We start from the raw sequence: 25,321 nt of genomic DNA on the forward strand, positions 1-25,321 counted from the left end.
TCCGCTCACTCCAGCGACGTCGGGCAGCTGAAGTCCCGAAGCTCGCGCATCAGGAACGGCACGGTCGAGCTGTCGAACTCGATCCGGTAGGTGATCGATTGCCCGCGGATTGTGTAGCGCACGGTGACCACGTTGCCCTGCACCTTCGGTGCGCCGTCCGCCAGCCACTTGGCGATGTCCCAGCGGCCCTGGCTGAATTCGAAGGTCGCCTGATTGCCTATCCGGGTCGGGATCAGCTCGATCGACACGCCCGCCGTTTCTCCCGGCCATGAGAAGCCCGCAGGCGTCGAATCCGGCTGGGTCGGGATGGTCTTGCCGTGGATGTTGAGGTTGGCCAGCCCCACGCCCGGCGAAGAGGTCACATGCTTGATCGACATGTTGACCTCCGGCGTCGGAGAGCCGGATGCGAAGAACGCGCGCTGGATCTTCTGCGCCCGGTCGAACTGCGCCAGTGCGCTGCCGGACAGGCGCTGGCCGACGGCGGTGCCGGGATCCGCGCGCAACCCGTCAGAGGTGCGGATCACGTAGGGAGCCAGGTGCTGCGAATAGAACTGGTCCATCTTGCCGCCCGGTCCGAAGAACTGGCCGAAGATCGACGGCGAAAGGTGCCGCGACGACCCGCCCGAGAACGGGTAGAACGGCGCGATCTCCGTCTTGCAGAACTGCGCCACCTCGTCGTTCAGGGCACGGGTCAGCTCCGCCAAGGTGGCGTTCTCGGCGGCGGTGCGGAATTCCGTCGCCACCGCACTGTTCATCCGCGCGATCACGTCCGGCGCACCGGCGTTCGTGCGGGTCAGCGCGGTCAGCGCCTGCCCCAGCATCTGGTCGTCGGCGGGCGTCGGCGCAAAGGCCGCGTTCGAGCGGTTCTCCTGCACGCTGGCATAGGCCTGCAGCATGAAGTCGATGGGCCGGTTCGGGCGCTCGCCCTTGATCAGGGTGTGCCAGTCCTTGAAGTCGTCGGTGATGCGCTGCACCCGGCGCCGGTCGACGTCCTCGGCCAGCCCGCCGGAACTGGCGCGGAGCTGGTTCTTCGTCCGGTTGCCGAGGCTTTCGAGGATCACCCGCGTGAAGACGCCCGACCGCGAATAGATCCGGTCATAGGCCGCACTCCCCAGCGCGCCGCCCAGTTCCGCGTTCCCTCCCGAAGCGATCAAGCGCGCCGCGTCGGTCTCGGAAATCCCGCCGATCTCGTCGTAAAGACGCATCAGGTTGGTTTCCTCGGTCACGCCCTCGGCCAGTTCGGCGATGGGCGAGTTCGTGGGCGAGGCGGCATAGCTCAGCAGCGTGTAATTCGGGCTGTCCGCGCTCATCTTGGCGATGGTCAGCTTCTCGAACATCACGTTCCACGCCACCGTGAATTCGCGGCGGTACTTGGAGAAAAGCTCGTTCTCGAGGTTGGCAAGCTGGGTGTTGAAGTTCACCCGGTCGCCGGTCTCCCCCAGCACCCACTGCTCGTCTTCCAGCCGTTCCTTGGCCGAAACCATCTCGTCGACGAAGAAGCCCCAGTACCCTTCGAAGGTGTAGAGCCCCGGCACGGAAAGCTGGTCCAGAGGCGAGCCGTCCGTGGTCCGGAACACCTCGTTCACGTTGCCCGACACCCGGTTCACGAGGTTGAAGTCCGGCACGCCCGACAGGCTCGATGCCTCCTTGATCGCCGCATAGGCCTGATCGGCCAGCGGCAGGTTCACGATGCTCTCGCGCGCCCGGCCCTTGATGTTGTCGTCGGGCTTCACCATCACTTCCTGGTCGGTGTCCAGTTCGAGCATGGCGTCGAGATGCTGCATCAGCTTCGTCCGCTCGTCGAAGCGCGTGGCCCCGGGCATCATGATCTGCCATTCGGTGTCGAAATAGTTGCGGATCGCCTCGTCGCCGTCGCCCTTCGCCTCCAGATCGCGGCCAAGCTGCATGTAGACCTTCAGCGCGCGATATGTGCCTTCGGTGTCGCCGTCGATGATCAGCTGCGGGATCTCGTTTTCGAGGTGCAGCATCATGCGCGGCCGCAGCATCCGTTCCAAACCGTCGGAATAGGCCTTCCTGGCGGAGTTCGCGATCTCGCGCGACCGGTTCAGGCCGAAGCCTTCCCAGAATGTCGGGTTGTGCGGATTGCCGTAGCCCGCGGGCATGTTCCTCAGCGCGTCGAGATGGTCGATGACGCCGGTCGGATCGGGGTCCTGGATCAGCGAGTTGTCCAGCTCGTTGCGCGCGGAATCGAGGTAGACCGCCGCGTGCGCCTCTGCATCGCGGACCAGCGTCGCGTTCTGCCAGAAGCTGTAGCCGAAGGCCGCCATGGCCGCCGTCGTCGCAAGCCCGATCACGCTGAACGCCAGCGTCCTCAGGATCGCCACGCGCCGCACGGCGCGGCGGTCGAAGTTCACCCAGTCGCGTTCCTCGAATATGACCTTCGCCAGCACGTCGTGCAGGAAGTAGCTCTTGCCCTTGCCGGACATGAAGGCGGGCTGGAACCCCTCCCCTTCCCCGTCGCGCGACATCGCACCCAGCACCTGGTCGATGGGCGTGCCTTCCTGGGTGCCGGAGGTGAAGTAGAAGCCACGCAAGATCGCGTTGGTGTCGTAGCGGGTCGGCTCGAACACCTTGCGCAGGAACTCCACCACGTTCTCGCGCAGCATCGCCATCTGGCCGGGCAGGCCGAAGATCTGAATGCGCGAGGTGTCGTCGGGCTCCTCCACCATGCGGTCCACGACCTCGTCCGAGAGCCGCGACAGCAGCGCGTCAAATTCCTCGCCCACCTGCGCATGGGTCGCCTCGCGGCGGTCCTTGGTCTGGAAGGTCGTGCCCCACGCCATCTTGCGCCGGGCCTGGCTGAAGGAACTGAAGTACTCGCGGAAACCGGCAATCAGGTCGGCCTTGGTGAAAAGCACGTACACCGGGAAGTCGATGCGCAGCGCCTGATGGATCTCGCCCAGCCGTTCGCGCACCACCGCGGCGTGCTGGGTCAGAGACTCCGGCGTGCCCTTCAGCATGTCCTCGACGGAAAAGGCGAGGATCACGCCATTGATCGGCTGATCCGGGCGGCCTTTCTTCAGCAGTTCGAGGAACGCGCTCCACGAGGCCTTGTCGGCATTCGCGTCGCTCTCCTGCATGACGTAGCGCCCGGCGGTGTCGATCAGGACCGCCTGCTCGGCGAACCACCAATCGACGTTCTTCGTCCCGCCGAACCCCTGCGCGCCCTCGGTCAGCGCGTCCTGGCCGGGGAAGTCGATCCCGGAATAGCGCAGCGCCGTCGTCTTGCCCGCGCCCGGCGGGCCGATGATGACGTACCACGGCAGCTCGTAGAGGTAGTTCTTGCCACCGGTCTTCTTGAGCTTCTCCAACGCCTCGCTGAACCGTTCGTTCAGCACCTCGCCGTCGCCCACCGGTGCCTCGACGAGGCTGTCCTCCAGCGCCTTCGCCTTGCGGCGCCGGCGGATGAACTTGAACAGGTACCAGCCGAGGATCGGCGACAGGATCAGCACGATCACCGCGACCCGTACCCAGATCCGGGAGAAGAACTCCGACCCGGTCATCGGCAGGCCGAAGAAAATCGCAAGGAAGACGCAGATCACGCCGACGACGATCCAGAAGCGCAGGAACGCGCGGCTGGTCAGGATTCTCCAGATGACGTGGAAGAACCGGAAGAACAGGTGTTCCATGGCCTTACTCCTCCACTTCGCGGCGGATCATGATTTCCACCCGCCGGTTGCGGGCGCGGCCTTCGGCGGTGGCATTGTCGGCGATCGGATCGACCGGCCCCTTGCCCTCGACGCTCACGCGTTCCTTGTCGCTGAGGCTGGCGGTCACGAGGTCCGACACGGTCTGCGCCCGCGCCTGGCTCAGTTCCTCGTTGGTCTTGAACCGCCCGCGTCCGGACAGCGGCACGCTGTCGGAATGCCCGACGATGCGGATCGGACCCGGCTGTTCGTTCAGCACGACGCCGATGGCCGTGGCCAGCGCGGTCAGGTCGTTCTCAAGCTCTGCACGGCCCGAAGCGAAGCGCAGCGCCGAGCCGAGGCGGATCAGGATCCACTCGTTCTTGACGTCGACCTCGACCTCCTGCCCTTCCAGCGCCGCGCGGATATCGTCGAGACGGTCGACCACCACGGGCGGCGGCTCCGGCGTGCGCTCCACCGGGGCGGAGCGTTCGATGGTCACGTCCGGCAGGTTGAAGTGCATCATCGCGATGCCGTTCTGGGTGCGGCCCGCCTGCTGCGACAGCAGGTAGGCGAGCGTCGCGAACAGCGCCACGACCATGGCGCCGCCCACGGCGGCAGCGACCCAGACCGGGATACCGCCCCGGCGCCGCTTGCCGTTCACGATCACCGGCGTCCAGCGGACAGAGATGTCGTCGTCCGGCCGTTTCACCACCTTGCGCAGCGTCTCGTAGATCGCCTTGCGGATGCGGGCCAGTTCGTTCGGCCCGTTCGGCATCGCCCGGTACTGGCCTTCGAAACCCAGCGACAAGCAGACGAGGAACAGGTCCAGTAGGTGGAACTTCTGCCCCGGCGCCTTCATCGCGCGGTCCATGCGCTGGAAGAAGCCCACACCGGCGTTCCGCTCTCCGAAGAACCGCGCGCCCATGGAGTATTCCAGCCACATGCCCCGGTCCGCGCCGGGCAGGTTCTGCACGATGTCGTCGGCGGTGGCCGCCAGCGCGTATTTCGCGTCGGTCACGTCATCCGCCGGCACTCCGGCCTCCAGCGCGTTCGACTCGAAGGCGTCGATCTCGCGTGCGACGTGTTCCAGGAGCGGCGCGGACTGCATCTCAACCATGCCGGTGCGCAGGCGGCCCAGCAGGATCAGCAGGTTCGCGGCGGCGGCGACCAGCGGATTGTTCGGCCCGCCCGCGCCAAGCCCGGTGGCACGCAGCGCGTCCTCCAGTGCGATCTTCTGCCGGACAGAGCGGGCGACCGTCTCGCGCCGTCGCAGTTCAGGGAACAGCTCGGGGCTTTGCGGGCGGCCGGTGTCAGTGTCGTAGATCCGGCCGGAATAATGGTTGCTGCCCGGGTTGCCCATCGGGCGCGGCTGTGGCTGGTAGGCCGGTTGCTGCGGCGCCGGGCGCGGGGCGGCCTGCGGCGCCTGCGGGATCGGTGTAGGCCGCGGCGCCTGCGGTTGCGGCGGCGGGGGCGGCGCGGGCTGATGGTACTGCTGCTGCGGCGGGGGAGGATTATGGGACACCTTACCCCCAGCCAGGTGTCCTCTCCGCCCGCGCCACCGCCGACCCAGGTCTGGTGCGGCGGCTGCTGGATCGGACTTTGCGGGAAGGCCGATGGCGGGCGCTGCCCCTGCGGCGCCACGCGCGGCGGCTGGTTCTGCGGGCTGATCGGCGTGCCGAAGACGGTGCGGTCCGGATCGCTCGGGTTCACGTTCTGCGACGGCGGCGCGGGCCTCTGGCCACCACCCTGCGACGGGCGCGGCGGCTGCGGGATCGCCTGTCCGAAGACGGTCTTTTCGTTGTCGTCGTCGTCGCTTGCCATCACCCTTGCTCCGGAATGGCCCAAAGCTCCAGCTTCAGGTCTGGCCAGTTACCGGCGAAGTGCATCCCCACGGCCGGGGCCGAAGAGAACTCGCGCCAGAGGTCGGTCGACTTGTCGAGAAGGAAGTAGACGTTGGAGGCGATCACCCGGATCTGCCGGGGCGGGTTGGGCATGTGGACCAGCCCGATGCCCGGAAGGTTGGCGTTGATGATCTGCCGCATCGCCGTCGAGGGACCGACCTTGCACAGTTGCGGGAACTGCTGCTGCACCTGCGTGAGCGGCAGTCCCGAGGACACTTCTACCACGAAAGCGGCATTGGCGAACAGGTGGCGGTCGTTGACCTTCGCCAGATAGGAATTCGCCCGGACCTCTTCCAGCGGCAGCCGGATCGCGCGCCCGACCTCCTGCGCCAGCAGCGACTGGATGTCGTAGACGATGGGGGTAAAGCTCTCCTTCGGGCTGTCGTGCCGGTAACCCCCGTAATCCTTCGCCTTCCGGTCCGCCTGGTCGAAGGTGGTCAGCTCGCCCGCGAGGCTGACCAGTTTCTCATAAAGCCGTTCGGGATGCACCGCCCCCTGCCCGCGAAGGTGCCGCAGGACCGGCAGTTCGCGGTTGATGACCATCAGCATCAGGTAGTCGGTCGCCTGCATGCCCCCGCCCGACGACGGATCGGAGGCATAGCGCGCCAGCATCGACAGCTTGGCCTCCATCCAGCCGATCACCCGGCTGAGGTAGCCCTCGTAGGCGGAGTGCACCGCGAGGATCATGCCGGTCGGCGGCACTGTCTCGTCCAGCGTCACCACGCCGTCGCGCATGTCCGCGATCCGGCCGATGTAGATGTTCTGGTGCCCGGGTTTTGGCGTGTTCCGCAGCGACAGCTCCAGCCGCGGTGTGGCGATCTCGATCGGCTGCTCGCTGCGCGCGGACGAGGAGTTGTCGACCACCGTCTCCGACCCCAGCAGGTAGCGCGTGGCATTGTCGGCGCTGGCGGCGGCCACGTCCTGCGCGTTCACCTCGATGTCCGGCAGGGTCAGCCAGATTCCCAGACCGCTGGCCTCCTCCTCCGGCACGGGCACGGCGGTCGGCAGCGGCGTTGCGTTGGGTGCGTCGAACGGCAGCCCGTCGGGAAAGATGCCGACGATGGACCTCAGCCCGATCCGCCCCTGCTGGGCGAGGTCACGGTCGAAGACGAGGTTCGAGACACCCCAGGGGTACGGCGTGATCTGCGCGGTCCGCACCCGCAGGAGATGCTCCATGTAGCGATCAGCCTGCTGAAGGTGATGCGGCTGAAGGAACAGGCCCTCTTTCCACGCAACTTTGCTGTACCACGACATGTGCGAAATCGGTCCCTGTATTAAAGACACGACACCGCGAAAGCCGCGATGCCGCTTTGAAATCGAGTTTGAAACGTGGCCGGGGCTGGGTCAAGCCGCCCCGGCCGGTAATCCCTTATTAGAACTGCAGTCTGACCTGTGCGGTCAAGCCCCATGAGTCGAGATTGTCTGAGAAGCGTGTGTCTGCACGGAGGGATGCGTCGACCTGGCGTGCCGGGAGGGCGGAGCCTGCGTCGAGGATTGCGGTGTAGTTGAAGCCGAAGCTGAGCTCTCCGAAGCCGGCCAGGGTCTCGGATGTGAGGACCTGGGAGGAGCCGTTGCTGTCGACGGTGAAGGTGCTGTCGAGGTCGTCCCCGAAGTCGTTGAAGTAGGTTCCGGTGACGAAGTAGGTGGTCGCCGCCGTGCCGCTTTCCGCGACCTGGGTGCGGGCCAGGGTTGCGCCGAGGTAGCCGATCCGCTGGTCGATGTCGCCGACCTGCAGGGTGGCGTTGTCGGCCGTGGTGGAGGGATCGTTCTCGATGGCGATGCTGTCGCTCTCGATGTGACTGAACGAGAAGCCGGCGGTGGGCACGAGGCGCAGGCCGAGCTGTTCGTTGAGCGTGTGCGAGTAGCTGAGCGAGCCCGAGACGGTCTTGCCGCGGCTGTCGAAGTCCTGCGTCTCGATGCCGAGACCGCCGTTGGCGAAGCTGTTGCTCTCCTGGATGGAATAGGTGGTCTTGTCGGCGCGGATCGACAGGTCGCCGAACCACTGGCCCTTGGCCGCGCTCAGGTAGAGGCCGCCGAAGGTCTGGTCGAACTCGGTGCTGAGCGTGGTGACGGTGCCGCCGAAGTTGACCGGCAGGGAGGTGTCGCCGCCGTTGGTGCCGAGCATCGCGCCGTAGGCCAGGTCCCAGCCGTTGTAGTAGCCGCCCGAGCAGGACCGGTCGAGGCCGATCTGGATGCCGCGGTAGCGCAGGTCGATCTGGTTGGACAGCGAGCCGGGCAGGCTCGCGGCCGAGGTCGACAGGCTGGCCGAGGCCCGCCCGCCGGTGATCCGGCTCCAGGAGCCTATGGCGCAGGGATCGTCGCCCGGGGCCACCAGCGGGGTCACCAGCGCCGAGGACGGCCGGTTGACCACGGTGGAGATCAGGCTCTGGGTCGCCGCGAGGCCGGAGGCCACGCCGCCGAAGGCGAGGTTGGGCGTCGCGGTCAGCTGCACCGCGGTGCCGGTGTTCTGCAGGTTGTAGACGAAGGCGCCGTTGGTCGGCAGGCCGGTTTGGGTGGCCGAGACGCCGGCGGTGCTGGCCGCGGTGATCAGGTCGATCGGCGCCGCGACGTTGGAGAACACGCCGTTGACGTTGGAGAACGCCAGCGTCGGCGCGCCGGTGGCGGTGCCCGTCACGTTGACCTGGTCGGCGGTGTCGGCGGGCGAGGTGCCCACCATCGCGCCGGAGACGTTGACGTCCATGCCGATCACGCCGTTCAGCACCGCGTCGCCGTTGATCACCAGGCGGTCGGCGGTCTCGCCGTCGACCATGTCGATCAGGCCGGAGCTGGTGAAGCTGCCCCCGCCGCTGGTGGTCAGCGTCACGGTCTGGCCCACGCCGGAGTTGATGTTGAACCGGCCGGTGTTGGTGATGTCCGAGCCCGCCCCGGCGGTCAGCGCACCGGTGGCGCCGAGGAAGTCCATCACGCCGTTGGTCTCGTTGCCGAGCGCCGCGAAGGAGAGCAGCGTGCCGCCGTTGCCGATGGCCACCTGGTCGTCGTTCTCGAGATCGCCGCTGGTGGTCTGCAGGGTCGCGCCCGCCCCCAGGGTGACGCCGCCGGCGTCCTCGATGTCGGCGCTGCCCACCGCGAAGGTGAAGCCGGGGTCGACGGCCAGCGTGCCGCCGTCCATGTCGAAGAGGCCGGTCACGGTGGCGTTGCCGTCCACGGTGGTCGACCCCGCCGTCTGGGTGAGAGTGCCGCCGATGCTGCCGGAATCGGTCAGCGTGCCGGTGTTGGTGACGTTGCCGGTGACCGCGACGTTGTTGTCGAAGGTGCCGGAGTTGCCCACCCCGCCCACGACGGTGCCGTCATTGGTGAAGCCGCCGGCGTTGGCGACGTCGGTGGTGAAGGTGGCGGTGTTGCTGACCGTGCCGGTCGCGCCCACGGTGGTGCCCGCGGCGGCGTCGGTGTCGGCGTTCACGTTCAGCGTGGCATCGTCCACGGTCAGCGCGCCGGTCACGACCGATGTGCCGCCCCCGCCCGTGCCGTCCACCGTCACGGTGCCGCCGTTTATGTCGAGGATGCCGCCGAGGGTGCCCGCCAGCGTCGAGGTCGCGGTGCTGCCGGCCTGCTGGACCACGTCTCCGGTGATCGTCGCCGTGCCGCCGCCCGCGCTGTTGAGGTCGAAGAAGCCGGTGCCGCCCACGGTCACCGGGCCGTTCACCGTCGCGTCGCCGAGGACGTTGGCGTTCAGTTCGATCCCCGCCTCGTCGAAGGTCACGCCGCCGGTGGTCAGCGCCGCGCCGCCGCTGGCGTCCGCGGTGAGTGTGACCGCGGTCAGCGATCCGGTGCCGGTGTCTGTCACCGTGCCGGTGCCGAGGTCGAGGGTGCCGCCGAGGATCTGCAGCCCCGAGCCCATGCCGCTGGCGACGAGGTTGTCGTTGCCGGTGGCGGTCACGGTGCCCGCGTCGATGACGATCTGGCCCTCGTTGACGATGGTGCCCTGGCCCGCGCCGCCGGCGCTCAGCGTGCCGCCGTTGGCATAGGTGATGACGCCGTTCGACTGGTTGGTCAGGGTGGTGGCGGCGATCAGGTTGCCGCCGGCACCCACCGCGACCTGGTCGTCGGTGGTAAGTGCGCCCGCGGTGGTCTGCAGGGTCGCCCCTGCGCCCACCGTGACGCCGCCGGCGTCCTCGATATCGGCGCTGCCCGCGCTCAGGGTGATGCCGGGATCGACGGTCAGCGTGCCGCCGTCGATGTCCAGCTCGCCGGTGACCGTGGCGTTGCCGTCCGCGGTGGTCGATCCCGCCGTCTGGTCGAGATCGCCGGTGATCGTGCCGGAGGTCGTCAGCGTGCCGGTGTTGGTGAAGGCCAGCGTCGAGCCGTTGTTGTCGAACGTGCCCGAGTTGCTGACCGTGCCGGTGCCGCCGTTGTTGGTGAAGGTGCCGGAGTTGCCGACGCCGCCCGTGGTGCCGTTGTTGGTGAACCCGCCGGAGTTGGTCACCCCGTCCACCGTGCCGTCGTTCTGGAAGGTGCCGGCGTTGGTGGTGGCGCCGTCGATCTCGCCGGTGGCAGCGACGTTGCCGAAGGCGCCCGCCGCCACGTCGACACCGGCGCCGGTGGCGTCCAGCGTTGCGCCGCCCGCGACCGTCAGCGTGCCCGCGTCGATGTTCACGAGGCCCGAGACGACCGCATCGCCGTCGACGGTGATCGTGCCCGCGCCGGTCTGCTGCAGGAAGCCCGCGATGTCGCCCGCCAGCGTGTTCAGCGCGCTGGTGCCCGCCTGGGTGACGTTGCCGGTGACCTCCGCCGGGGCTGCGCCCGAGGTGCCGTTGATGTCGAAGGAGGCGGTGTCCTGCGTTTCGAGGTTGCCGTCGACGGAGCCGTTGACCGTCACCGTCGCGGTGTTCTCGGCCGTCACGTCGCCGTCGAGCGTGCCGTCCACGACAACCGTGCCCGCGCCGCCCGATCCGCCCGCCAGCACGTTGCCGCTGGCGGTCAGGGTGCTGCCCGCGCCGACGTTCAGCGTCGCGTCGTCGACGGTGGTGGCGCCGGTCACCGTGGTGTCGGCGTTGACCGTCAGCGTGCCGCTGTCGACATCCACCGTGCTGCCGAAGGACGAGGTGCCGTCGACGGTGGTCTGCGCGCCCGCGCCCTGCTGGGTGAAGGCGCCGGTGACGGTGCCGTCGAGGGTGATCGCCGTGGCCGACTGGTTGTCCAGCGCCCCGGTGATCGTGCCGTCGTTGAGGTCCAGATCCGCGGTGCCGCTCAGGTTCACGTCGCCGTCGAGCGTCCCGGCCGAGACGATCGTCCCCGCCGAGGAGTTCAGCGTGGTGAAGCCCAGCGAGGTGCCGCCGCCGAGGAAGATCGCCGCCGTGCCCGCCGTCGCGCCGTTTGCCGTCGAGCTGTTGGTCAGCACGTCGATGTCCGAGACCGAGGAGCTGTCCAGGAGCGCCAGCGTGGCAGAGCCCTGGTTGGTGAAGTTGTCGTCGCCGTCGGTGCCGAAGCTGACGTTGCCGGTGCCGTTCACCGTGATCGTGCCGTCGCTGGTGATCGTGCCGGTCGCGTTGTTGTCCTGGTCGGCGTCGAACACGATGCCCGTCCCGCCGGTGTTGAACGTCACGCTGCCGGTCGCGCCGATGTCGATGCTGCCGTTGTCGTTCAGCGTCGACCCGTCATTGTAGGTCGCCGCCCCGTTGATCGTCGTCGTGTTCGCCGTGCCGAAGACCTGCGCCCCGGCCTCGGCCGTGAAGCTCGCGCCGTCCGCCACCGTCAGCGAGGCATAGGTCAGCGACTGGCCCGCGCCCACCGTCAGCGACCCGGAGGTCACCGTCGCCGCGCCGGTCACGGTCGTGGCCGCGTCCGCGTTCACCGTGCCGCCGTCGATGTCGAGCGTGGTGCCGATGACCGAGGTGCCGTCGGTGGTCAGCGTGCCGCCGTTCACGGTGACGCCGCCGCTCACGTCGCCCGCAAGCGTCGAGGTGTCGGTCGCGCCGGCAAAGAGCGTCAGGTTGCCGTCCACCTCCACCGTCGCGTCGCCGCTGGTGCCGTTGATGTCGACGGTGCCCGCATTGAAGACGCTGACGTTGCCGATCATGCTGCCGGTGTCGGCCACCGTCAGGGTGCCGCTGCCGGTGTTGCCGCCGTCGAAGCCCACGTTCAGGGGGCCGCCGCTGGCGGTGTAGGACGCGCCGGCCTGAACGGCCAGCGTGCCGCCGCCGTCGACGAAGCTCAGACCGTTCGACACCGCCGCGCCGTCCACCTGAACGGTTCCGGCAGCCGTGATGTTGAGGTTGCCGACGGTGCCTGCGAGGGTCGAGGTCCCCGTGCCGGCGTGGGTCGCCGTCCCGGTGACGGAGCCGCCCGCATTGATGTCGAAGGTGCTGGTGTTGTTGGCGTTGAGCGTGCCGTCGACGATGCCGTCCACCACAACGCTGCCGCCGCCGCCGAGTGTGCCCGACTGGACGTTGGACGTCAGCGTGCTGCCGGCGTTCACCGTCAGCGCGCCGGTGTCGACCAGCGTGTTCCCGGTCACGCCGAGATCCGCATCCACCACGACCGCGCCGCCGGTCACGTTCAGGCCCGACTGGAACTCCGAGGCGCCGTCGACCGTCAGCGTGCCCGCCGACACCGACACGTTGCCGGCCACGTCGCCCGCAAACGTCGAGGACCCGGTCGAGCCCTGCGACAGCGTCCCCGTCACCTCGACCGTCGCATCCCCGCTCGTGCCGTTGATGTCGAAGGCCGAAGCGCCCGCCGTCGACAGGTTGCCGTCGACCGACCCGCCGGCGTTCTGCACAAGCGCCCCCGTGCCCGAAAGCGCCACATCGCCGTCAAGCGTCCCCGCACTGGTCACCGTCCCCGCCGACGAGTTCAGCGTGTTGAAACCCAGAGTCGCGCCAGCGCCCACCTGGATCGCACTGCCCGAACTCGAACTGTTCGTCAGCGTATCAATCCCGTTCAGCGTGCCGTTCGCCTGCACGTCGATCGTGCCGGTGCCCTGGTTGGTCAGGTTGTCGTCGCCCGCGCCGTCGTTGTTGGCCATGCTGACGGCGCCCGCGCCGCCGCCCGCGACGGTGATCGCACCGTCGTTGGTGATCGTGCCGACGTTGTCCTCGTCGTCGTCCGCGTTGAAGCGGATGCCGGTCGCGCCGGTGTTGAAGGTCACCGTGCCGGTTGCACCTATGTCGATGCTGCCGGCGTCGTCCAGCGTGTCGCCGTCGTTGTAGACCGCAGCGCCGTTGATCGTCGTCGTGTTCGACGTGCCGACCATGGCGACGCCGCCCGCGCCGGCCGTGGTGAAGGTCGCGCCGTTCTGGACGGTCAGCGAGCCGTACGTCAGGTCTCCGGTCACGGTCATGGTGTTGGGGGACTGTACGGTCAGGCCGTCATTGAAGGTGCCCTCAACGTCGCTGTCGCCGGCGAAGACCACGTTGCCGCTGATCGTACCGTTGGCCACGACGGCCCCGCCGTCGACCAGAAGACCGCCCGCCGCGTCGAAGGCCTGGTTAGCGTTCACCGTCAGCGTGCCGTTGGTGTTCACCGTCGTCAGCCCGGTGACCGAGGCCACGGCGCTGTTCACGATGGTGTTGCCACCGTTCAGGGTCAGCGCACCGGCGATCGTGCCGTCGAGGTTCAGCGTTCCGGTGTTGGTCAGGCCGTTGGTCGCCGTAACGGTCACTCCCGATCCGACGGTCATCGTTCCCGCGTTGCTCGACGCGTTGTCGAGCGTGTGCGTGCCGGTGCCCGCGAAGATGATCGTGCCCGCGGTGTTCACCAGCGTGCCGATCCGGGAATCGGAGTTGATCGTGGTGACGGAGTTCGCGTTGTTCTGCGTGAACGTCCCGGTGATCCGGTCCGTCCCGGTGCCGTTGCCGATGGTATTGTTCGTCTGGCCGCTGGTGATGTCCACGTCGCCTGTGATGGTGCCGTTCATCGTCAGCATGCCGGCGCCCGAGATGTCGACGCTTCCAGACGCCGTGAAGTTGGCGCCATCGTTCACCGTCAGATTACCGCCGGAGATCGTGCTGGTGTGGATCACCGAGGAGGATCCCGTGACGGTGGTCTGACCTGCGGTCTGGTTAATCCCGGCGACGAGCTCTGCACCCGACAGGTTCAGGCTGCCCGAGTTATTGATCGCCAGTTGGATGCCGTCATTGCCAAAAATCGCCGCCACGTTCAGCGTGCCGGTGTTGGTGACGTCCGCGCCGATGCTGGTGGTGCCGTTGATGTTCAGCGTCCCGCCGTTGGTCACCGTGCCGAACTGGGCGAATCCGGTCGTTCCCGTCGCGGTCGTCGTGACCGTGCCGGACTGGTTGTCGAGCGTGACGATCTGGTAATTCCGGTTCAGCTCGACCGTCGCGTCGGCATTGGTGACAATGACTTCCGAAGTGAAGCCGAAGTTCGTGCCGTTTCCGAAGTTGTGGGTGACGGTCGAAGTGCCGCCCACGTTGATTGTCCCGTTCACGTTGCCCGCGACGTCCAGAACGGCAGTGCCTTCCGCGGTGATCCCGCCCGTCGCCGTCAGGCCCGAGCCGGCATTGACCGTAAACGTCCCCCCCGACAGGGTCGATGCATTGGTGATCGTGGCATTGCCGCCCACCACGGTCGCACCGCCGCTCTGGGTCAGCGTGCCCACCGTGCCGCCGTTCAGGGCGAAGTCGCCGGTGTTCTGCGTCATCGTGCCGATGCTGCCGCCGCTCAGCGTGACGTCCGGTGTCCCGTCGGTGACGGCGTTGTTCACGACCGCCGCGACGTCACCGCTGGTCACGACAAGCGCGCCGCTGCTGACGGTGGTGGTGCCGCCCAGCTCCGTGCCGCCTCCGGTCGTGCCGGCGACGGTCAGCGTGCCGCCGTTCACCGTGTTGGTGGTGGAGGCCAGCGATCCGGTCACGGTCAGGTTGCCGTTGGTGACGGTCGTTGCCCCGGTATAGGTGTTCGCCCCGGACAGCGTCAGGTCGGCCGTTGCGCCGTTCACGGTCAGCCCGCCGCCACCCGACATCACACCCGAGAAGGTCGTCGGTGCCACGGTGCCCGTGCCCGCGACGGTCAGGGTCTGACCGCCGGCAAGGGTCACGTTGCCGGCGCCGGACAGCGCGCCGATGGTCTCGCTGTTCACGACCTCCAATGTCCCGCTGGCGGCATTCACCAGCCCGGTGTCGGCAATCGCGCTCCCACCCGACGCGGTCAGGATACCGCCGCCGGTGATGTTCGTGGCGCCGGTGTAGGTGTTCGTGCCCGACAGGAGCACAGTGCCCGCGCCGCTGTGCGTTACGGAACCGGAGTTGCCGCCGTTGCCGGTATCGTCGGCGATGTTGTCACTTACGGTGAGCGTCTCGCCCGTGCCGGGAGCCAGCGTCACGCCCGCGTTCTGCAGGAAAAGGCCCGAACCCGCCGCGCTGCCGTCGCCTGCGCCGTTCTGGCCCGAACCGCCGGTGACGGAACCGCCGCTGAGGCCCGTCGTGCCGGTGAAGGTCAGGGTTGCCCCGTCCTGGACAAAGACCGCGCCGCCAAAACCCGCGCCGCCGCCGCCGCCCACAGAGGTGGAGCCGTTTCCGCCTCCGAAACCGCCAGCACCGCCGTCGATGAAGACGCTGCCGCCGCCGCCGCCGCCAAAACCTCCGGTGCCGGCAGTAATGAACCCGCCGCCGCCGCCGCCGCCGAAGCCACCAGTACCGCCGTCGCCGAAGTCGGCGCCGCCGCCGCCGCCGCCGCCATAACCACCTGCACCGCCTACGTCGCCACCACCACCGCCGGCACCGCCGCCTGTGTAGTCCCCACCGTCAGATCCGTTGGCGTTGACACCGCCTGCGCCACCGTTCGGGCCGCCGCCGTTACCGCCAGTGCTGCCGGAACCGTTCGTGCCGTCTTCGAAGGCACCACCGCCGCCACCGCCACCATTATCAGTGGAATTGTTGAAGTTCGTGATACCCCCGTCACCGCCGAGGCCGCCGCCACCGCCGCTTGCGCCGTCGTCAGAACCGAGTGCGCCGCCGTCACCGCCGATCGCGTCGTTGTTCGAAAAGCTCACGTTGGACACCGTCACGGTCGGAGCGGTATCGCCGCGCACGTACAGTGCGCCGCCTGCCCCCATGCCGCCGCCGCCCGCGCCGTTGTCGACGCCGTTGTCACCGTCACCGCCGTCGCCGCCCTCGGCGAGGCCGTCGGCAAGCGTGCCGTTCTCGATCGTGGCGGTGCCCGAGCCGACAAAGAAGATGCGTGTCACGCTGTTGCCCGACAGCGTGTTGCCGCCAAGGTCGATGGTCACGCCGTCCGCGTCTTCGAGCGTCGGCAGGAAGGTGGTCAGCGTGATGTTGTTGGACAGCGTGATGGTGTCCGCCTCGGCATTGGCGTTGGCGCTGTTGATCGCCGCCGCCAGCTCGCCCTCGTTGGTGACCGCGAAGGTCGCCGCCTCGGCGCCGCCCCCGATCACCAGCGTCGCGCCGGTGGCCAGGACAAAGACCAGTTCCGTCGCGCGGCCCAGCTTGCAGTGACGTGCCAGCGAACGCTGACGGATGCCGATCTGACGGTGCGAGGGAATGAAATCAAACATGGGGGCAACTTTCTTCTGAGGCGCTGCGGGCGTGCGCTGGCAAAGGGGCATGCCGGTCTTGCGGGCGCGGTGCGACCACAAACGGCGTTTCTGTCGGGCAGGACTGGAGGAAAACAGGGACCGGGCGGCACCTCTGCGGCGCCGCATTCAGAGACCCGCGGAATCCGGTGCGGCGGGCGCACCGGCGGGGCGGGTATGTTTCGGTCATCGGGCTTCGCAATTTTTGTTCGCCAGCCTGCCCAAAAGGTGAATAATTCATCTGTTGGTATGCGATGACGCCCCGGCACCTGTCAAAAATTTTCGGGACCGGCGTTCAGGGCGCGAATACTCCCGGCGCCAATGTTGCCGATCCGACACGCTGCGGTTTTACCCTGCGGAATTGGTATATTCTGGTTGGCCTGGTGGCCCGCCCCCTGCCCCCTCGGCGCCTTTCCCGGCGGGACGCGGGCCGGGTTCTGTCGGAAACTTTGGTTCTTGACCGATGTGTACTGGAGGACTGCCGGTCCGTGGGGTCGGGCGCTGTTCGGAGGGAGTAAGATGATCTCGTCAAAAGGCGCTCGGTTTCCGAAGGAAGTCGTCCTCTTCGCGGTCTTCGTCTGCGTTCGCTACTCGGTTTCATAAAGGGATGCGGAGGAGATGATGGGCGAGCGCGGCGTCCAGGTTGACCATGCGACTCTCAATCACTTGGTGGTCAAATACCCCCACTGATTGCCGCCAATGCGCGTCTCCGGACGGATCCAACTGATCGTTCTTGGCGCATGGATGAAACCTGTGTCCGGGTGAAAGGCACGTGGGTTTACCTCTACCGGGCCATCGACAAGCTCGGGAAAACCCTGGACTTCTCGCCGCCGAAACGGCGCAACAAAATGGCTGCGACCAAGTTCTTCGCTCGGGCGCTGGAAGTAAACGGTCTGCCCCGCAAGATCGTCATCGACCGCTGTGGGGCTTACACCGCCGGGATCAACGCAGTGAACCGAGTGCCACGTAGCTTTGGATACTTGATCCCGATCGAGACGGTCCGGATCAAGTATCTGTACACCATGGTTGAGCAGGATCACCGCACCATCACAAACCGCATTCGACCGATGGCTGGGATTCAAGCCATTGGTCTCCGCATCGGCAACGTTCGAAGGGATCGAAGCCGCCAAAATGATCCGCAAGGGCCAGATGACGCCCGGCCTTTGCCCGTTCACGCAATTTACGGCACTGGCGGCCTGACAAAAGGTGGTTAGAGCGGTTCTCTCGGTTGCCTATAAGTTTGCGACGGAACCAGGCGCGACGCCGCAAATCGCCGGTCAGCCATTCGAAGTCGCCGGAGAACTGGAACAGCGTGATCTCAAGTCAGTGGTCGCGGATCATTGCCCCGATGTCGCGGGTCCTGCCCACATCGGCAACGAAATCTTGCCCAAAGATCTCGATACCGTCGAACCCTGCCTTGGCGATGGCGGCCGGTTTCGCGCGTAGCGTGCCAGATATGGAAAACGTGGCGATTGAGGTTTTCACTGCGCCGCCTCCAGCGCTTGTCGCAAAGCGATCCGATCCAACGGTTTGCCGCCAGAGAAATGCTCCCAAGCGTGGACGCCTTGCCAGAAGAACAGTTCGTAGCCGGAAATGATGTCCAGACCTTGTGCGGTGGCGTCCTTCAGGAATTGCGTATCGACGGGCGTGTAGACCGCGTCAAAGGCCCAGTCTGCCCCTTGCATCGCATCCGCGACCAGTGGCGTGCCGTCGTAGCCGACCATGCCGACGGGTGTGCCGTTCAGCAAGCCCTGCGCCCCCCGGGCAGCTTCGGTCACATCTGCAAAGGCGGCAATGCGGGTGTCACCGGCAACCGCACGCAGATCGTCCGCCAGCGCCTCGGCCTTGGCCATATCACGGTCCACCAGCCGGATTTCCGTGGCTTTCAACGCGACCAACCCAAAGGCCAGCGCCCGCCCGACCCCACCGGTGCCGATCAGGCAGCTGATGCCGGGGGCGTCGATCCGTGTCGCGCGATAGGCCGCCACGAAACCGGTATAGTCGGTGTTGAAACCCTTCGGTCCATCAGCATCGAAAAGCACCGTGTTGACCGCTCCGATTGCACGGACCAACGGGTCATCGACCGTCACCTTGGCCGCGGCGCGTTCCTTGTAGGGGTACGTGACGTTGATCCCGCGAAACCCGTGGCCGGGGCACCGATCAAACACGGCGTCGAACTCTTGCCCCAGATCACGCGGGATCAGACGGTCATATTGCACGGTCATACCGTTCTGCTCACCAGCCAGCCGGTGCAGCAAAGGCGAACGCGACCGGGCGATATTGTCGCCGATCAGGCCCAGATGCAGATCGGGCATGGTCATGCCTCCTTGAACAGCTTGGATTTGCCCCAACGCCAGACAGGGGTCTGAGAGACGAATACGAGGATCACGGCCACCAACAACGTCAGGCTCAGCGGGCTGGTGACGATCCCCCAGAAGAAGCGGCCCAGTTCCTCGCGCTCGGAGATGATCGCGCGGCGCCAGTTGTCATCCAGAAGGCGTGAGAGGATCACCCCAAGGATCACTGGCCCCAACGGATAGCCGTAATGCCGCATGAAGTAGCCGAACACGCCAAAGCCGAGCATCCAGTAGACGTCGGTGATCGCGTTGTTCACGGCAAATGCGCCGACGATCGACAGCAGCATGATCAGCGGGATAAGCACAGAGCGCGGCATCTCGACGATCTTGGTGAACAGCTTTATGCCCGTCAGACCAAAGATCAGCATGAAGACGTTGGCCATGACCAGGCAGCCGACGATGAACCAGAACATATCCGGTTGCTCGATCATCAGCATCGGGCCAGGGTTCAGCCCGTGAATGAACAGCGCACCGATCATGATCGCGGTCACCGCGTCACCGGGAATCCCCAGCGTCATCATCGGGATGAACGCCCCACCCACGGCGGCGTTGTTCGCGGTTTCGGGGGCCACCAGCCCCTCCATCGCGCCTTCGCCAAAAGGCACTTCGGGGTTTTTCGTGACCCGTTTCGCGTGATCATAGGCCATGAGCGCGGCAATATCTCCGCCAGTTCCCGGCAGAGCGCCAATGATGACGCCAATCGACGAGGTTTGCAGCGACAACGGCAGGTGTTTCTTCACCGTCGCCAGCGACGGCACGATACGGCTGATCTTTTGCCGCACAGCGTCCTTGTCGACGTGGTGCAGCTGCAGAAGCGCCTCGGACACGCCGAACATGCCGATCATCACCGCGATGAAGGAAATGCCGCCGTTCAGGAGGTTCAGGTCAAAGGTGAAACGCTCGGTAAAGGTCAGCGGATCGCGCCCAACGGCACCGATGGCAATGCCAAGCGCCCCGGCAAAGATGCCCTTGAGCAAGGACCCCTGCGACAGCGACCCCACCAGCAGGATGCCCAGAATGGCCAGTAGCATGTAGTCGCGCGGCTGGAACTTCAGCGCGAAATCCGACACGAAGGGCGCGGCCAGTGCCAGCACGCCGATGCCGATGAACCCGCCGATAAAGCTCATGACCGTGGTCACACCAATCGCCGTACCCGCCTCGCCGCGCTGCGCCATGGGATAGCCGTCCAGCGCCGTGGCAATGGCAGAGGGCGCGCCGGGGATGTTCAGCAGGATCGCCGTGCGCGAGCCGCCATAGACCCCACCCATATAGATGCCGATCATCAGCGAGATCGCCGGGTAGACGTCCCAGGAAAAGGTGAACGAGATCAGGATCGACACCGCCATCGTCACCGACAGGCCCGGGATCGCACCGACATAGACCCCGGCAAAGGTGCCCAGACCCACCAGCAGCAACAGTTGCGGCTGAGTGAAGACAAGGAAGAAATCCATGAGCGCGGTCATTCGGCACCTCCTGCGAACAGCGTGCGGAAAAATTGGACAAGCTCGGCCTCGGGGACGATGCCGGACGGCATAAGAACGGAAAACACGATGCGGAAGATCAGCCAGATCACCACCAGCGCAGCCAGCGCGATGGAGCTGGTCCAAAGCCACGACCGCCGCCCCAGCACCTTGATCGCGACGATCAGGAAGGCGGCGGAGACCGGCAGGAAGCCGACGGTCTTCAGCGCCATCCCATAGGCCACCAGCAGCCCCGCGAACAGGATCACCGTCCACGGCAGGATGTCTTTCATCACCGTTTCCGTGCGGTCCAGCGGCAGGCGCACGGTCTTCAGCAGCACCAGCGCGCCACTGATCACCATGACCACGGTCGTCGCCAGCGGGATGGATCGCGGCGAGGACAGTCCGTTGGGGCCAAAGGAATTCTCGATCCCCCAGGCGTCCCAAACCAGATACAGGCTGGCCACCGTCAGAAAGACGGCAAAGAGCAATTCTCCGGGGCGCCGCTTGTCAGGCTCGCCGCCGGGCGTGGCATCGGATGTGCCGTCGTGATGTTCCGGATCGATCTGCATGGGGCCCTCCTCCCGTTGCGTGTCACTATGAAAAAGGGTGCCGCACCCCATTGGGCGGCACCCCGGTTGTGCCTCGGGCCAGCGGCCCGACAGGGAATGTCAGATCACTCGCCGGGGCGCGCGATGCCGAACTCTTCGGGCGATGCCTTGGTCATGCCTGCGTCTTGAAGCAGCCACGCGGTGCCCTGCTGCCACTTGGACAGGAACGCTTCGGCTTCGGCGCCGGAGATGTTCATCAGGGTAAAACCACGACCTTCCATCAGGGCTACGAAATCTTCGTTCTGCGCGGCCTGTGCATAAGCGTCGGTCAGCTTGGCGACCACCTCGTCCGGCGTGCCTTTCTTGGCGAACACGCCAAAGAACGGACCCCAAGGGAGGTAGGTGTTGTAGCCTGCGTTCACCTCGGCCACGACCTCGACATCGGGCAGGTTCTCGTTCTTGGCCACGTCGACCACGCCGAGCGCCTTCATGTTGCCGGCCTTCACGCCTTCGATGGCGGCGCCCAGAACTGCGGGCATCACGTCGATCGCACCGCCCTGCAGGCCGGTCAACGCCGGACCGTCACCGTCGTAGGGGACAAAGATCACGTCCAGATCACCCTCGACCGCCTCGACCATTGCGGTCACGACCGACGGCAGACCACCCGGGCCAGTAGAGCCGAAACGGACCTCGCCCGGATGGTCCTTCACATAGGCGATCATCTCGGAATAGGTGTTGAAAGGCGCGTCGTTGTTGGCCACCAGCAGCGGGGTGCCGCGTGCGAGGATGTTGATCGGCGTGAATTCCGAGTAATCCTTGTCGCCCAGACCCATGATTTTATACAGCATCGGGTTCTCGGCGCCCATCAGAACGGTGTAGCCATCCGCAGCTGCATCGGCGACGTAATTCAGGGCAATCGCGCCCACCGCGCCGGTCATGTTCTGCATGACCACAGTGCCGCCGAGAACCTCTTCGGCATGGGGCGTAACCGAGCGCATCACCGTGTCGGTCGATCCACCGGCCCCCCACTGGATGATGCCCTGGATTTCCTTTTCGGGGTATTCGGCAATCGCCATGCCAGTGGTCAGTGCAAGCGCCGCAGCGGCGCCCATCAGAATGCGCTTCATGGTATCCTCCCTAAGCGTCTCCATGTCTCCCACTGCCGGGATCCTCCCGACCAGGAGACGATGGCAGGCAATCTGCCCGATTCTGTATTTTAACGTCAAATACCCAAACTTCACTGATCATAACATCAGGTTAATCCATGGGATCAGCCTTGCGCACACCGCGCAACGATGGACCATCCTCGATCGCCTTGGACAGTTCACGGCGGAACTGCGCGATGGCATACTCGGCAAAGCCCGACAGCACGCGCCCTTTTTTGCGCACCACATAGATGCCGACCTGCGTCACCTCTTTCAGCGGGCGGCGGATGACACCGGGCATGTAGACTTCGGCCACAGAGAATTCGTCGATTACCGCAACCCCCAGCCCGTGCCGGACAAAGCTGACCAGCGTCTGGGCAAAGCGCCCGCGCATCGCATGCTGCACCGCCAGCCCCTCCTGTTCGAAGGGCCGCGCAAGAAGACGGCCGTAAGGATCTGCGGGTTCCAACCCGATGACAGGGTGCTGCGCCAGGTCATGTACGGAAACCTCTGCCTGGGCGGCCAGCGTATGACCTTCAGGCATGATCGCCACCAACCGTCCTTCGGCGATCTTGTCATTCTCCACAGCGGCGTTGACCACGGACGAGCTCATGATGACGAACTCTCCACGCTCCAGCAGAAGGTAATCCAAAGTCTCTTCGATCTTGAGGATGTTGAGGTCGATGAACAGGTCGGCGTAGCGTGCCCGCACCTGTTTCATGACGCGCGCAGCGATGAACTGCGCCACCGATGGGGCCGAGGCGCAGGATAGCCGCACCTCTTCCCCCTTCTGCAGCGCGCCAACCGCCTGCTGCAGGTTCTCGACTCCCTTGTAGACCTCGCGCAATTGGTCAAAGACTTTCGACGCCTCGATCGAGGGGATGAACAGGCCGGACTTGCGCTCGAAAAGCCGAATGCCAAGGCTTTCCTCGGTGTGCTTGACCAGGCGGCTTATGCCGGGGGCCGAGACATTCAGCATTTGCGCGGCACCGTTGATCGTGCCGGTCATCATCACGGCCCGAACGACCTCGATCTGCCGCAATGTCATTTCCGTCATGGGGGCCTCCCGTGCGGTTAACATGACGTTACTCATTGCGAAAAACAAGCATTTGACGTTACCCGCCCACCCCGCGAGTTTGCGTGCAGCAAAAGGGGGGATCGGCATGGACATGGACTGCGACCTGTTGGTGATAGGCTCGGGCGCGGCGGGTCTGGCAGCGGCCGTAACGGCGGCACATCACGGGCTGCGCGTCATAGTGTCAGAGAAATCCGCAACGGTGGGCGGCACGACGGCGTGGTCCGGCGGCTGGATCTGGGCGCCGTGCAACCCGGTCGCGCATCGCAACGGCATCGTCGAAGACCCGTCCGAGCCGCGCCGCTATCTCGAAGCCGTCCTGGGCAACGCGTTTAATGCCGAATTGGTCGATGCCTTTCTGGCTGCCGCGCCGGAAATGGTCGGTTTCTTCGAAGACAACACCGCGCTTGCCTTCGAATGTGGGGCAAAGATCCCAGATACCTACAGCCACTTGCCCGGCGCGGGTATGGGTGGCCGCTCGGTTATCGCGCAACCCTATGACGCACGCGATCTGCGAGACGCGGTAGAGCTGCTGCGCAAACCGATGAAGGAAACGACCTTCTGGGGCATGACGATTCAGGCCGGGCCGGACCTGCGGGCCTTCATGACGGCAACGCGGTCGGTCGGGTCGGCGCTGCATGTGGCACGGCGTTTGTCGCGGCATGTGTTGGAACTGGCGCGGTTCGGTCGCGGGATGCAGGTGCGCAACGGCAATGCCCTTGTCGCGCGTCTGCTGCGCTCGGCACTGGATCAAGGTGTGACGATCCTGCCCGGGCATCCCGCGACCGGGATGATCAACCTAGACCGGCGCATCAAAGGCGCGACCCTGACAGGCCCGGATGGTGCTGTTCAGGTCACCGCAAGCAAGGGCGTCGTGCTGGCGGCGGGCGGCTTTCCGCATGACCTCACGCGTCGTGCGGCCCAGTTTCCGCGACCCGAGAACCACCTGTCCCTTGCCCTGCCCCTCGCCACGGGCGACGGGCTGCGACTGGGCGAAAGTGCGGGCGCGCAGCAGAACACCACTTTGGTCAGCCCCGGCGCATGGTGCCCGGTGTCGCGCGTGCCCTTTGCCGATGGCTCGACCGGGGTCTTCCCGCATATTATCGACCGCGGCAAGCCCGGCGTGATCGGCGTGCTGGCCAGCGGGCGGCGCTTCACCAACGAAGGCCTGGGCTATCACGACTATGTCCGCGACATGCTGGTCTCGGTCCCCGACGGTACGCCCGCCGAAAGCTGGCTGATCTGCGATCACCGGTTCATCCGCCGCTATGGTCTGGGCATCGTGCGGCCCGCGCCGGTGCCGCTGTCGCCTTGGCTCAGGAACGGCTACCTGACCCGAAGCGAGACACCAAAGGCGCTGGCGCAGGCCTGCGGCATCGATCCGGCTGGGTTGGTCGAGACACTGACGACATACAACGCAGGCGCACGGCGGGGCGAAGACCCTGCCTTTGGGCGCGGCACGACCCCCTATATGCGCCTGCAGGGTGATCCTGACGTCACGCCGAACCTCTGCATTGCACCCATCGAAAGCGGCCCGTTCTACGCGGTCAAGGTGATGCCGGGCAGCTTTGGCACCTTTGCGGGATTGAAGACGGATGGACATGCAAGGGCTCTGGACGACAACGGCGCGCCGATCCCCGGCCTTTACGCCGCGGGCACCGACATGGCTTCTGTCATGGGTGGGTACTATCCGGCGGGCGGCATTAACCTTGGACCGGCCCTGACTTTTGGGTTCATCGCTGGTCGACACGCAGCGAAAGGCGTCTGAACATGCGTTTTCTGTCCCTGGCCCACCTTACTGCCATTGATCTCGATCCACCGGCCCTGATCCGCGCTGCCGCCGATGGCGGTTTCGACGCGGTTGGGCTGCGCCTTTTGCAGGTGACACCGACATCACCGGGTTATCCGCTTTGGGAAGATGCGCACCTGCTGCTCGAAACACGGGCGGCGCTGCGCGAGACCCGCGTAACGGTTCATGACATCGAGTTCGTGCGCATCACGCCGGACACGGATGTCGACGCCCTGCTGCCGTTCCTCGACATCGGGGCCGAACTGGGCGCGCGGGAAGTCATCACCGCGCCCTATGATCCTGACCATGCACGCATGGCCGAGACCCTCGGTCGTTTGTCGGTCGCCGCGAGCCAGCGAGGTCTGGGTATCGTGCTGGAGTTCTTCCCTTGGACCGATATCCGTACGGTGGATGACGCGCTGCGCCTTGCAACGCAAGCCGGGCCAAGTGTCGGCGTCCTGCCCGACAGCCTGCACTTCGACCGCTCTGGCTCCTCGCTCGACACCCTTGCCGCGCTGCCGCCCGAACGCTTGCGCTTCGCCCATCTGTGCGACGCGCCTGTCCTGCCTGCCTACAATGAAACCACGCTGTTGTACGCAGCGCGCGAGGAACGTTTGCTGCCCGGAAAAGGTCAAATCGACCTCGCCGCCTACCTCCAGGCGTTGCCAGCCGGGCTGCCTTTGGGGATCGAAGTGCCCAGGACAAAGAGCTTCCAAGCCATCGGTGGCGCCGAACTGATCAAGGAAACCGGTGAGTCAGTCAGATCATTCCTCAAATCGTTGATGACATAGAACTGCGGCAGCCCCGAACCGGTAATCGAACCGCAGATCATGGCCGTAAATGCGGGAACCCGGCGGGTTGGTTCTCCGGGCCCGAGAAGGAG

The 25,321-nt window shown here is 66.0% G+C and carries 12 protein-coding genes and 1 pseudogene; 3 read left to right on the forward strand and 10 right to left on the reverse strand.

Annotated features, from left to right (window positions below; translation table 11 throughout):
* Window positions 1-5: 5 nt before the first annotated feature.
* The 4 genes from tssM to CDO87_RS27100 all read right to left on the reverse strand — a co-directional run bounded on the left by tssM (window position 6) and on the right by CDO87_RS27100 (window position 16,043).
* Window positions 6-3,650, reverse strand: coding sequence for a type VI secretion system membrane subunit TssM (tssM, locus tag CDO87_RS22935; protein ID WP_100931237.1), 3,645 nt, complete (start codon window positions 3,648-3,650; stop codon window positions 6-8).
* A gap of 4 nt (window positions 3,651-3,654) precedes the next feature.
* The gene (gene icmH / locus CDO87_RS22940) at window positions 3,655-5,172 is read right to left on the reverse strand and encodes a type IVB secretion system protein IcmH/DotU (RefSeq protein ID WP_254698472.1); all 1,518 of its coding nucleotides are present in this window, start codon (window positions 5,170-5,172) and stop codon (window positions 3,655-3,657) included.
* A 298-nt stretch (window positions 5,173-5,470) separates the two neighbouring features.
* Window positions 5,471-6,805, reverse strand: a complete 1,335-nt coding sequence (gene tssK, locus CDO87_RS22945; protein ID WP_100931239.1) for a type VI secretion system baseplate subunit TssK — start codon at window positions 6,803-6,805, stop codon at window positions 5,471-5,473.
* A gap of 118 nt (window positions 6,806-6,923) precedes the next feature.
* Window positions 6,924-16,043, reverse strand: a complete 9,120-nt coding sequence (locus CDO87_RS27100; RefSeq protein ID WP_198521909.1) for a hypothetical protein — start codon at window positions 16,041-16,043, stop codon at window positions 6,924-6,926.
* 537 nt (window positions 16,044-16,580) lie between these two features.
* On the opposite strand from CDO87_RS27100, the pseudogene CDO87_RS22960 reads away from it, so the two are divergent.
* A pseudogene (locus CDO87_RS22960) lies at window positions 16,581-17,261 on the forward strand (IS6 family transposase).
* 123 nt (window positions 17,262-17,384) lie between these two features.
* On the opposite strand, the gene CDO87_RS22965 reads toward CDO87_RS22960, so the two are convergent.
* The 6 genes from CDO87_RS22965 to CDO87_RS22990 all read right to left on the reverse strand — a co-directional run bounded on the left by CDO87_RS22965 (window position 17,385) and on the right by CDO87_RS22990 (window position 22,622).
* A complete protein-coding gene (locus CDO87_RS22965) occupies window positions 17,385-17,546 on the reverse strand; it encodes a hypothetical protein (protein WP_254698502.1) in 162 nt (53 codons plus the stop codon).
* Entirely contained in the window at window positions 17,543-18,382 is an 840-nt protein-coding gene (locus tag CDO87_RS22970; RefSeq protein WP_100931240.1) for a shikimate dehydrogenase, read from the reverse strand. Before CDO87_RS22970 ends, CDO87_RS22965 begins: the two co-directional genes overlap by 4 nt.
* Window positions 18,379-19,881, reverse strand: a complete 1,503-nt coding sequence (locus CDO87_RS22975) for a tripartite tricarboxylate transporter permease (protein ID WP_100931241.1) — start codon at window positions 19,879-19,881, stop codon at window positions 18,379-18,381. Before CDO87_RS22975 ends, CDO87_RS22970 begins: the two co-directional genes overlap by 4 nt.
* Entirely contained in the window at window positions 19,878-20,450 is a 573-nt protein-coding gene (locus CDO87_RS22980) for a tripartite tricarboxylate transporter TctB family protein (protein ID WP_100931242.1), read from the reverse strand. Before CDO87_RS22980 ends, CDO87_RS22975 begins: the two co-directional genes overlap by 4 nt.
* 104 nt (window positions 20,451-20,554) lie before the next feature.
* Window positions 20,555-21,556, reverse strand: a complete 1,002-nt coding sequence (locus CDO87_RS22985) for a tripartite tricarboxylate transporter substrate binding protein (RefSeq protein WP_100931243.1) — start codon at window positions 21,554-21,556, stop codon at window positions 20,555-20,557.
* Between the two features lie 130 nt (window positions 21,557-21,686).
* Window positions 21,687-22,622, reverse strand: a complete 936-nt coding sequence (locus CDO87_RS22990) for a LysR family transcriptional regulator (RefSeq protein ID WP_254698499.1) — start codon at window positions 22,620-22,622, stop codon at window positions 21,687-21,689.
* Window positions 22,623-22,737: 115 nt separating this feature from the next.
* On the opposite strand from CDO87_RS22990, the gene CDO87_RS22995 reads away from it, so the two are divergent.
* Together CDO87_RS22995 and CDO87_RS23000 are read left to right on the forward strand one after the other, a co-directional pair.
* Window positions 22,738-24,417: an FAD-dependent oxidoreductase gene (locus tag CDO87_RS22995; RefSeq protein ID WP_100931245.1), complete on the forward strand. Its 1,680-nt coding sequence runs from the start codon at window positions 22,738-22,740 to the stop codon at window positions 24,415-24,417.
* Between the two features lie 2 nt (window positions 24,418-24,419).
* Window positions 24,420-25,229 (forward strand): sugar phosphate isomerase/epimerase, encoded by an 810-nt coding sequence (locus CDO87_RS23000; protein WP_100931246.1) that lies wholly within the window; start codon window positions 24,420-24,422, stop codon window positions 25,227-25,229.
* The last annotated feature ends 92 nt before the right edge of the window (window positions 25,230-25,321 follow it).

The organism is Sagittula sp. P11, from assembly GCF_002814095.1.
In the GTDB taxonomy this organism is placed as follows: Bacteria; Pseudomonadota; Alphaproteobacteria; order Rhodobacterales; family Rhodobacteraceae; genus Sagittula.

Excerpts from the sequence above, each read along its gene's own strand:
- tssM (WP_100931237.1), bottom strand. The coding sequence starts at position 3,650 with ATGGAACACCTGTTCTTCCGGTTCTTCCACGTCATCTGGAGAATCCTG.
- tssK (WP_100931239.1), bottom strand. The coding sequence starts at position 6,805 with ATGTCGTGGTACAGCAAAGTTGCGTGGAAAGAGGGCCTGTTCCTTCAG.
- CDO87_RS27100 (WP_198521909.1), bottom strand. The coding sequence starts at position 16,043 with ATGTTTGATTTCATTCCCTCGCACCGTCAGATCGGCATCCGTCAGCGT.
- CDO87_RS22970 (WP_100931240.1), bottom strand. The coding sequence starts at position 18,382 with ATGACCATGCCCGATCTGCATCTGGGCCTGATCGGCGACAATATCGCC.
- CDO87_RS22975 (WP_100931241.1), bottom strand. The coding sequence starts at position 19,881 with ATGACCGCGCTCATGGATTTCTTCCTTGTCTTCACTCAGCCGCAACTG.
- CDO87_RS22980 (WP_100931242.1), bottom strand. The coding sequence starts at position 20,450 with ATGCAGATCGATCCGGAACATCACGACGGCACATCCGATGCCACGCCC.
- CDO87_RS22985 (WP_100931243.1), bottom strand. The coding sequence starts at position 21,556 with ATGAAGCGCATTCTGATGGGCGCCGCTGCGGCGCTTGCACTGACCACT.
- CDO87_RS22990 (WP_254698499.1), bottom strand. The coding sequence starts at position 22,622 with ATGACATTGCGGCAGATCGAGGTCGTTCGGGCCGTGATGATGACCGGC.
- CDO87_RS22995 (WP_100931245.1), top strand. The coding sequence starts at position 22,738 with ATGGACATGGACTGCGACCTGTTGGTGATAGGCTCGGGCGCGGCGGGT.
- CDO87_RS23000 (WP_100931246.1), top strand. The coding sequence starts at position 24,420 with ATGCGTTTTCTGTCCCTGGCCCACCTTACTGCCATTGATCTCGATCCA.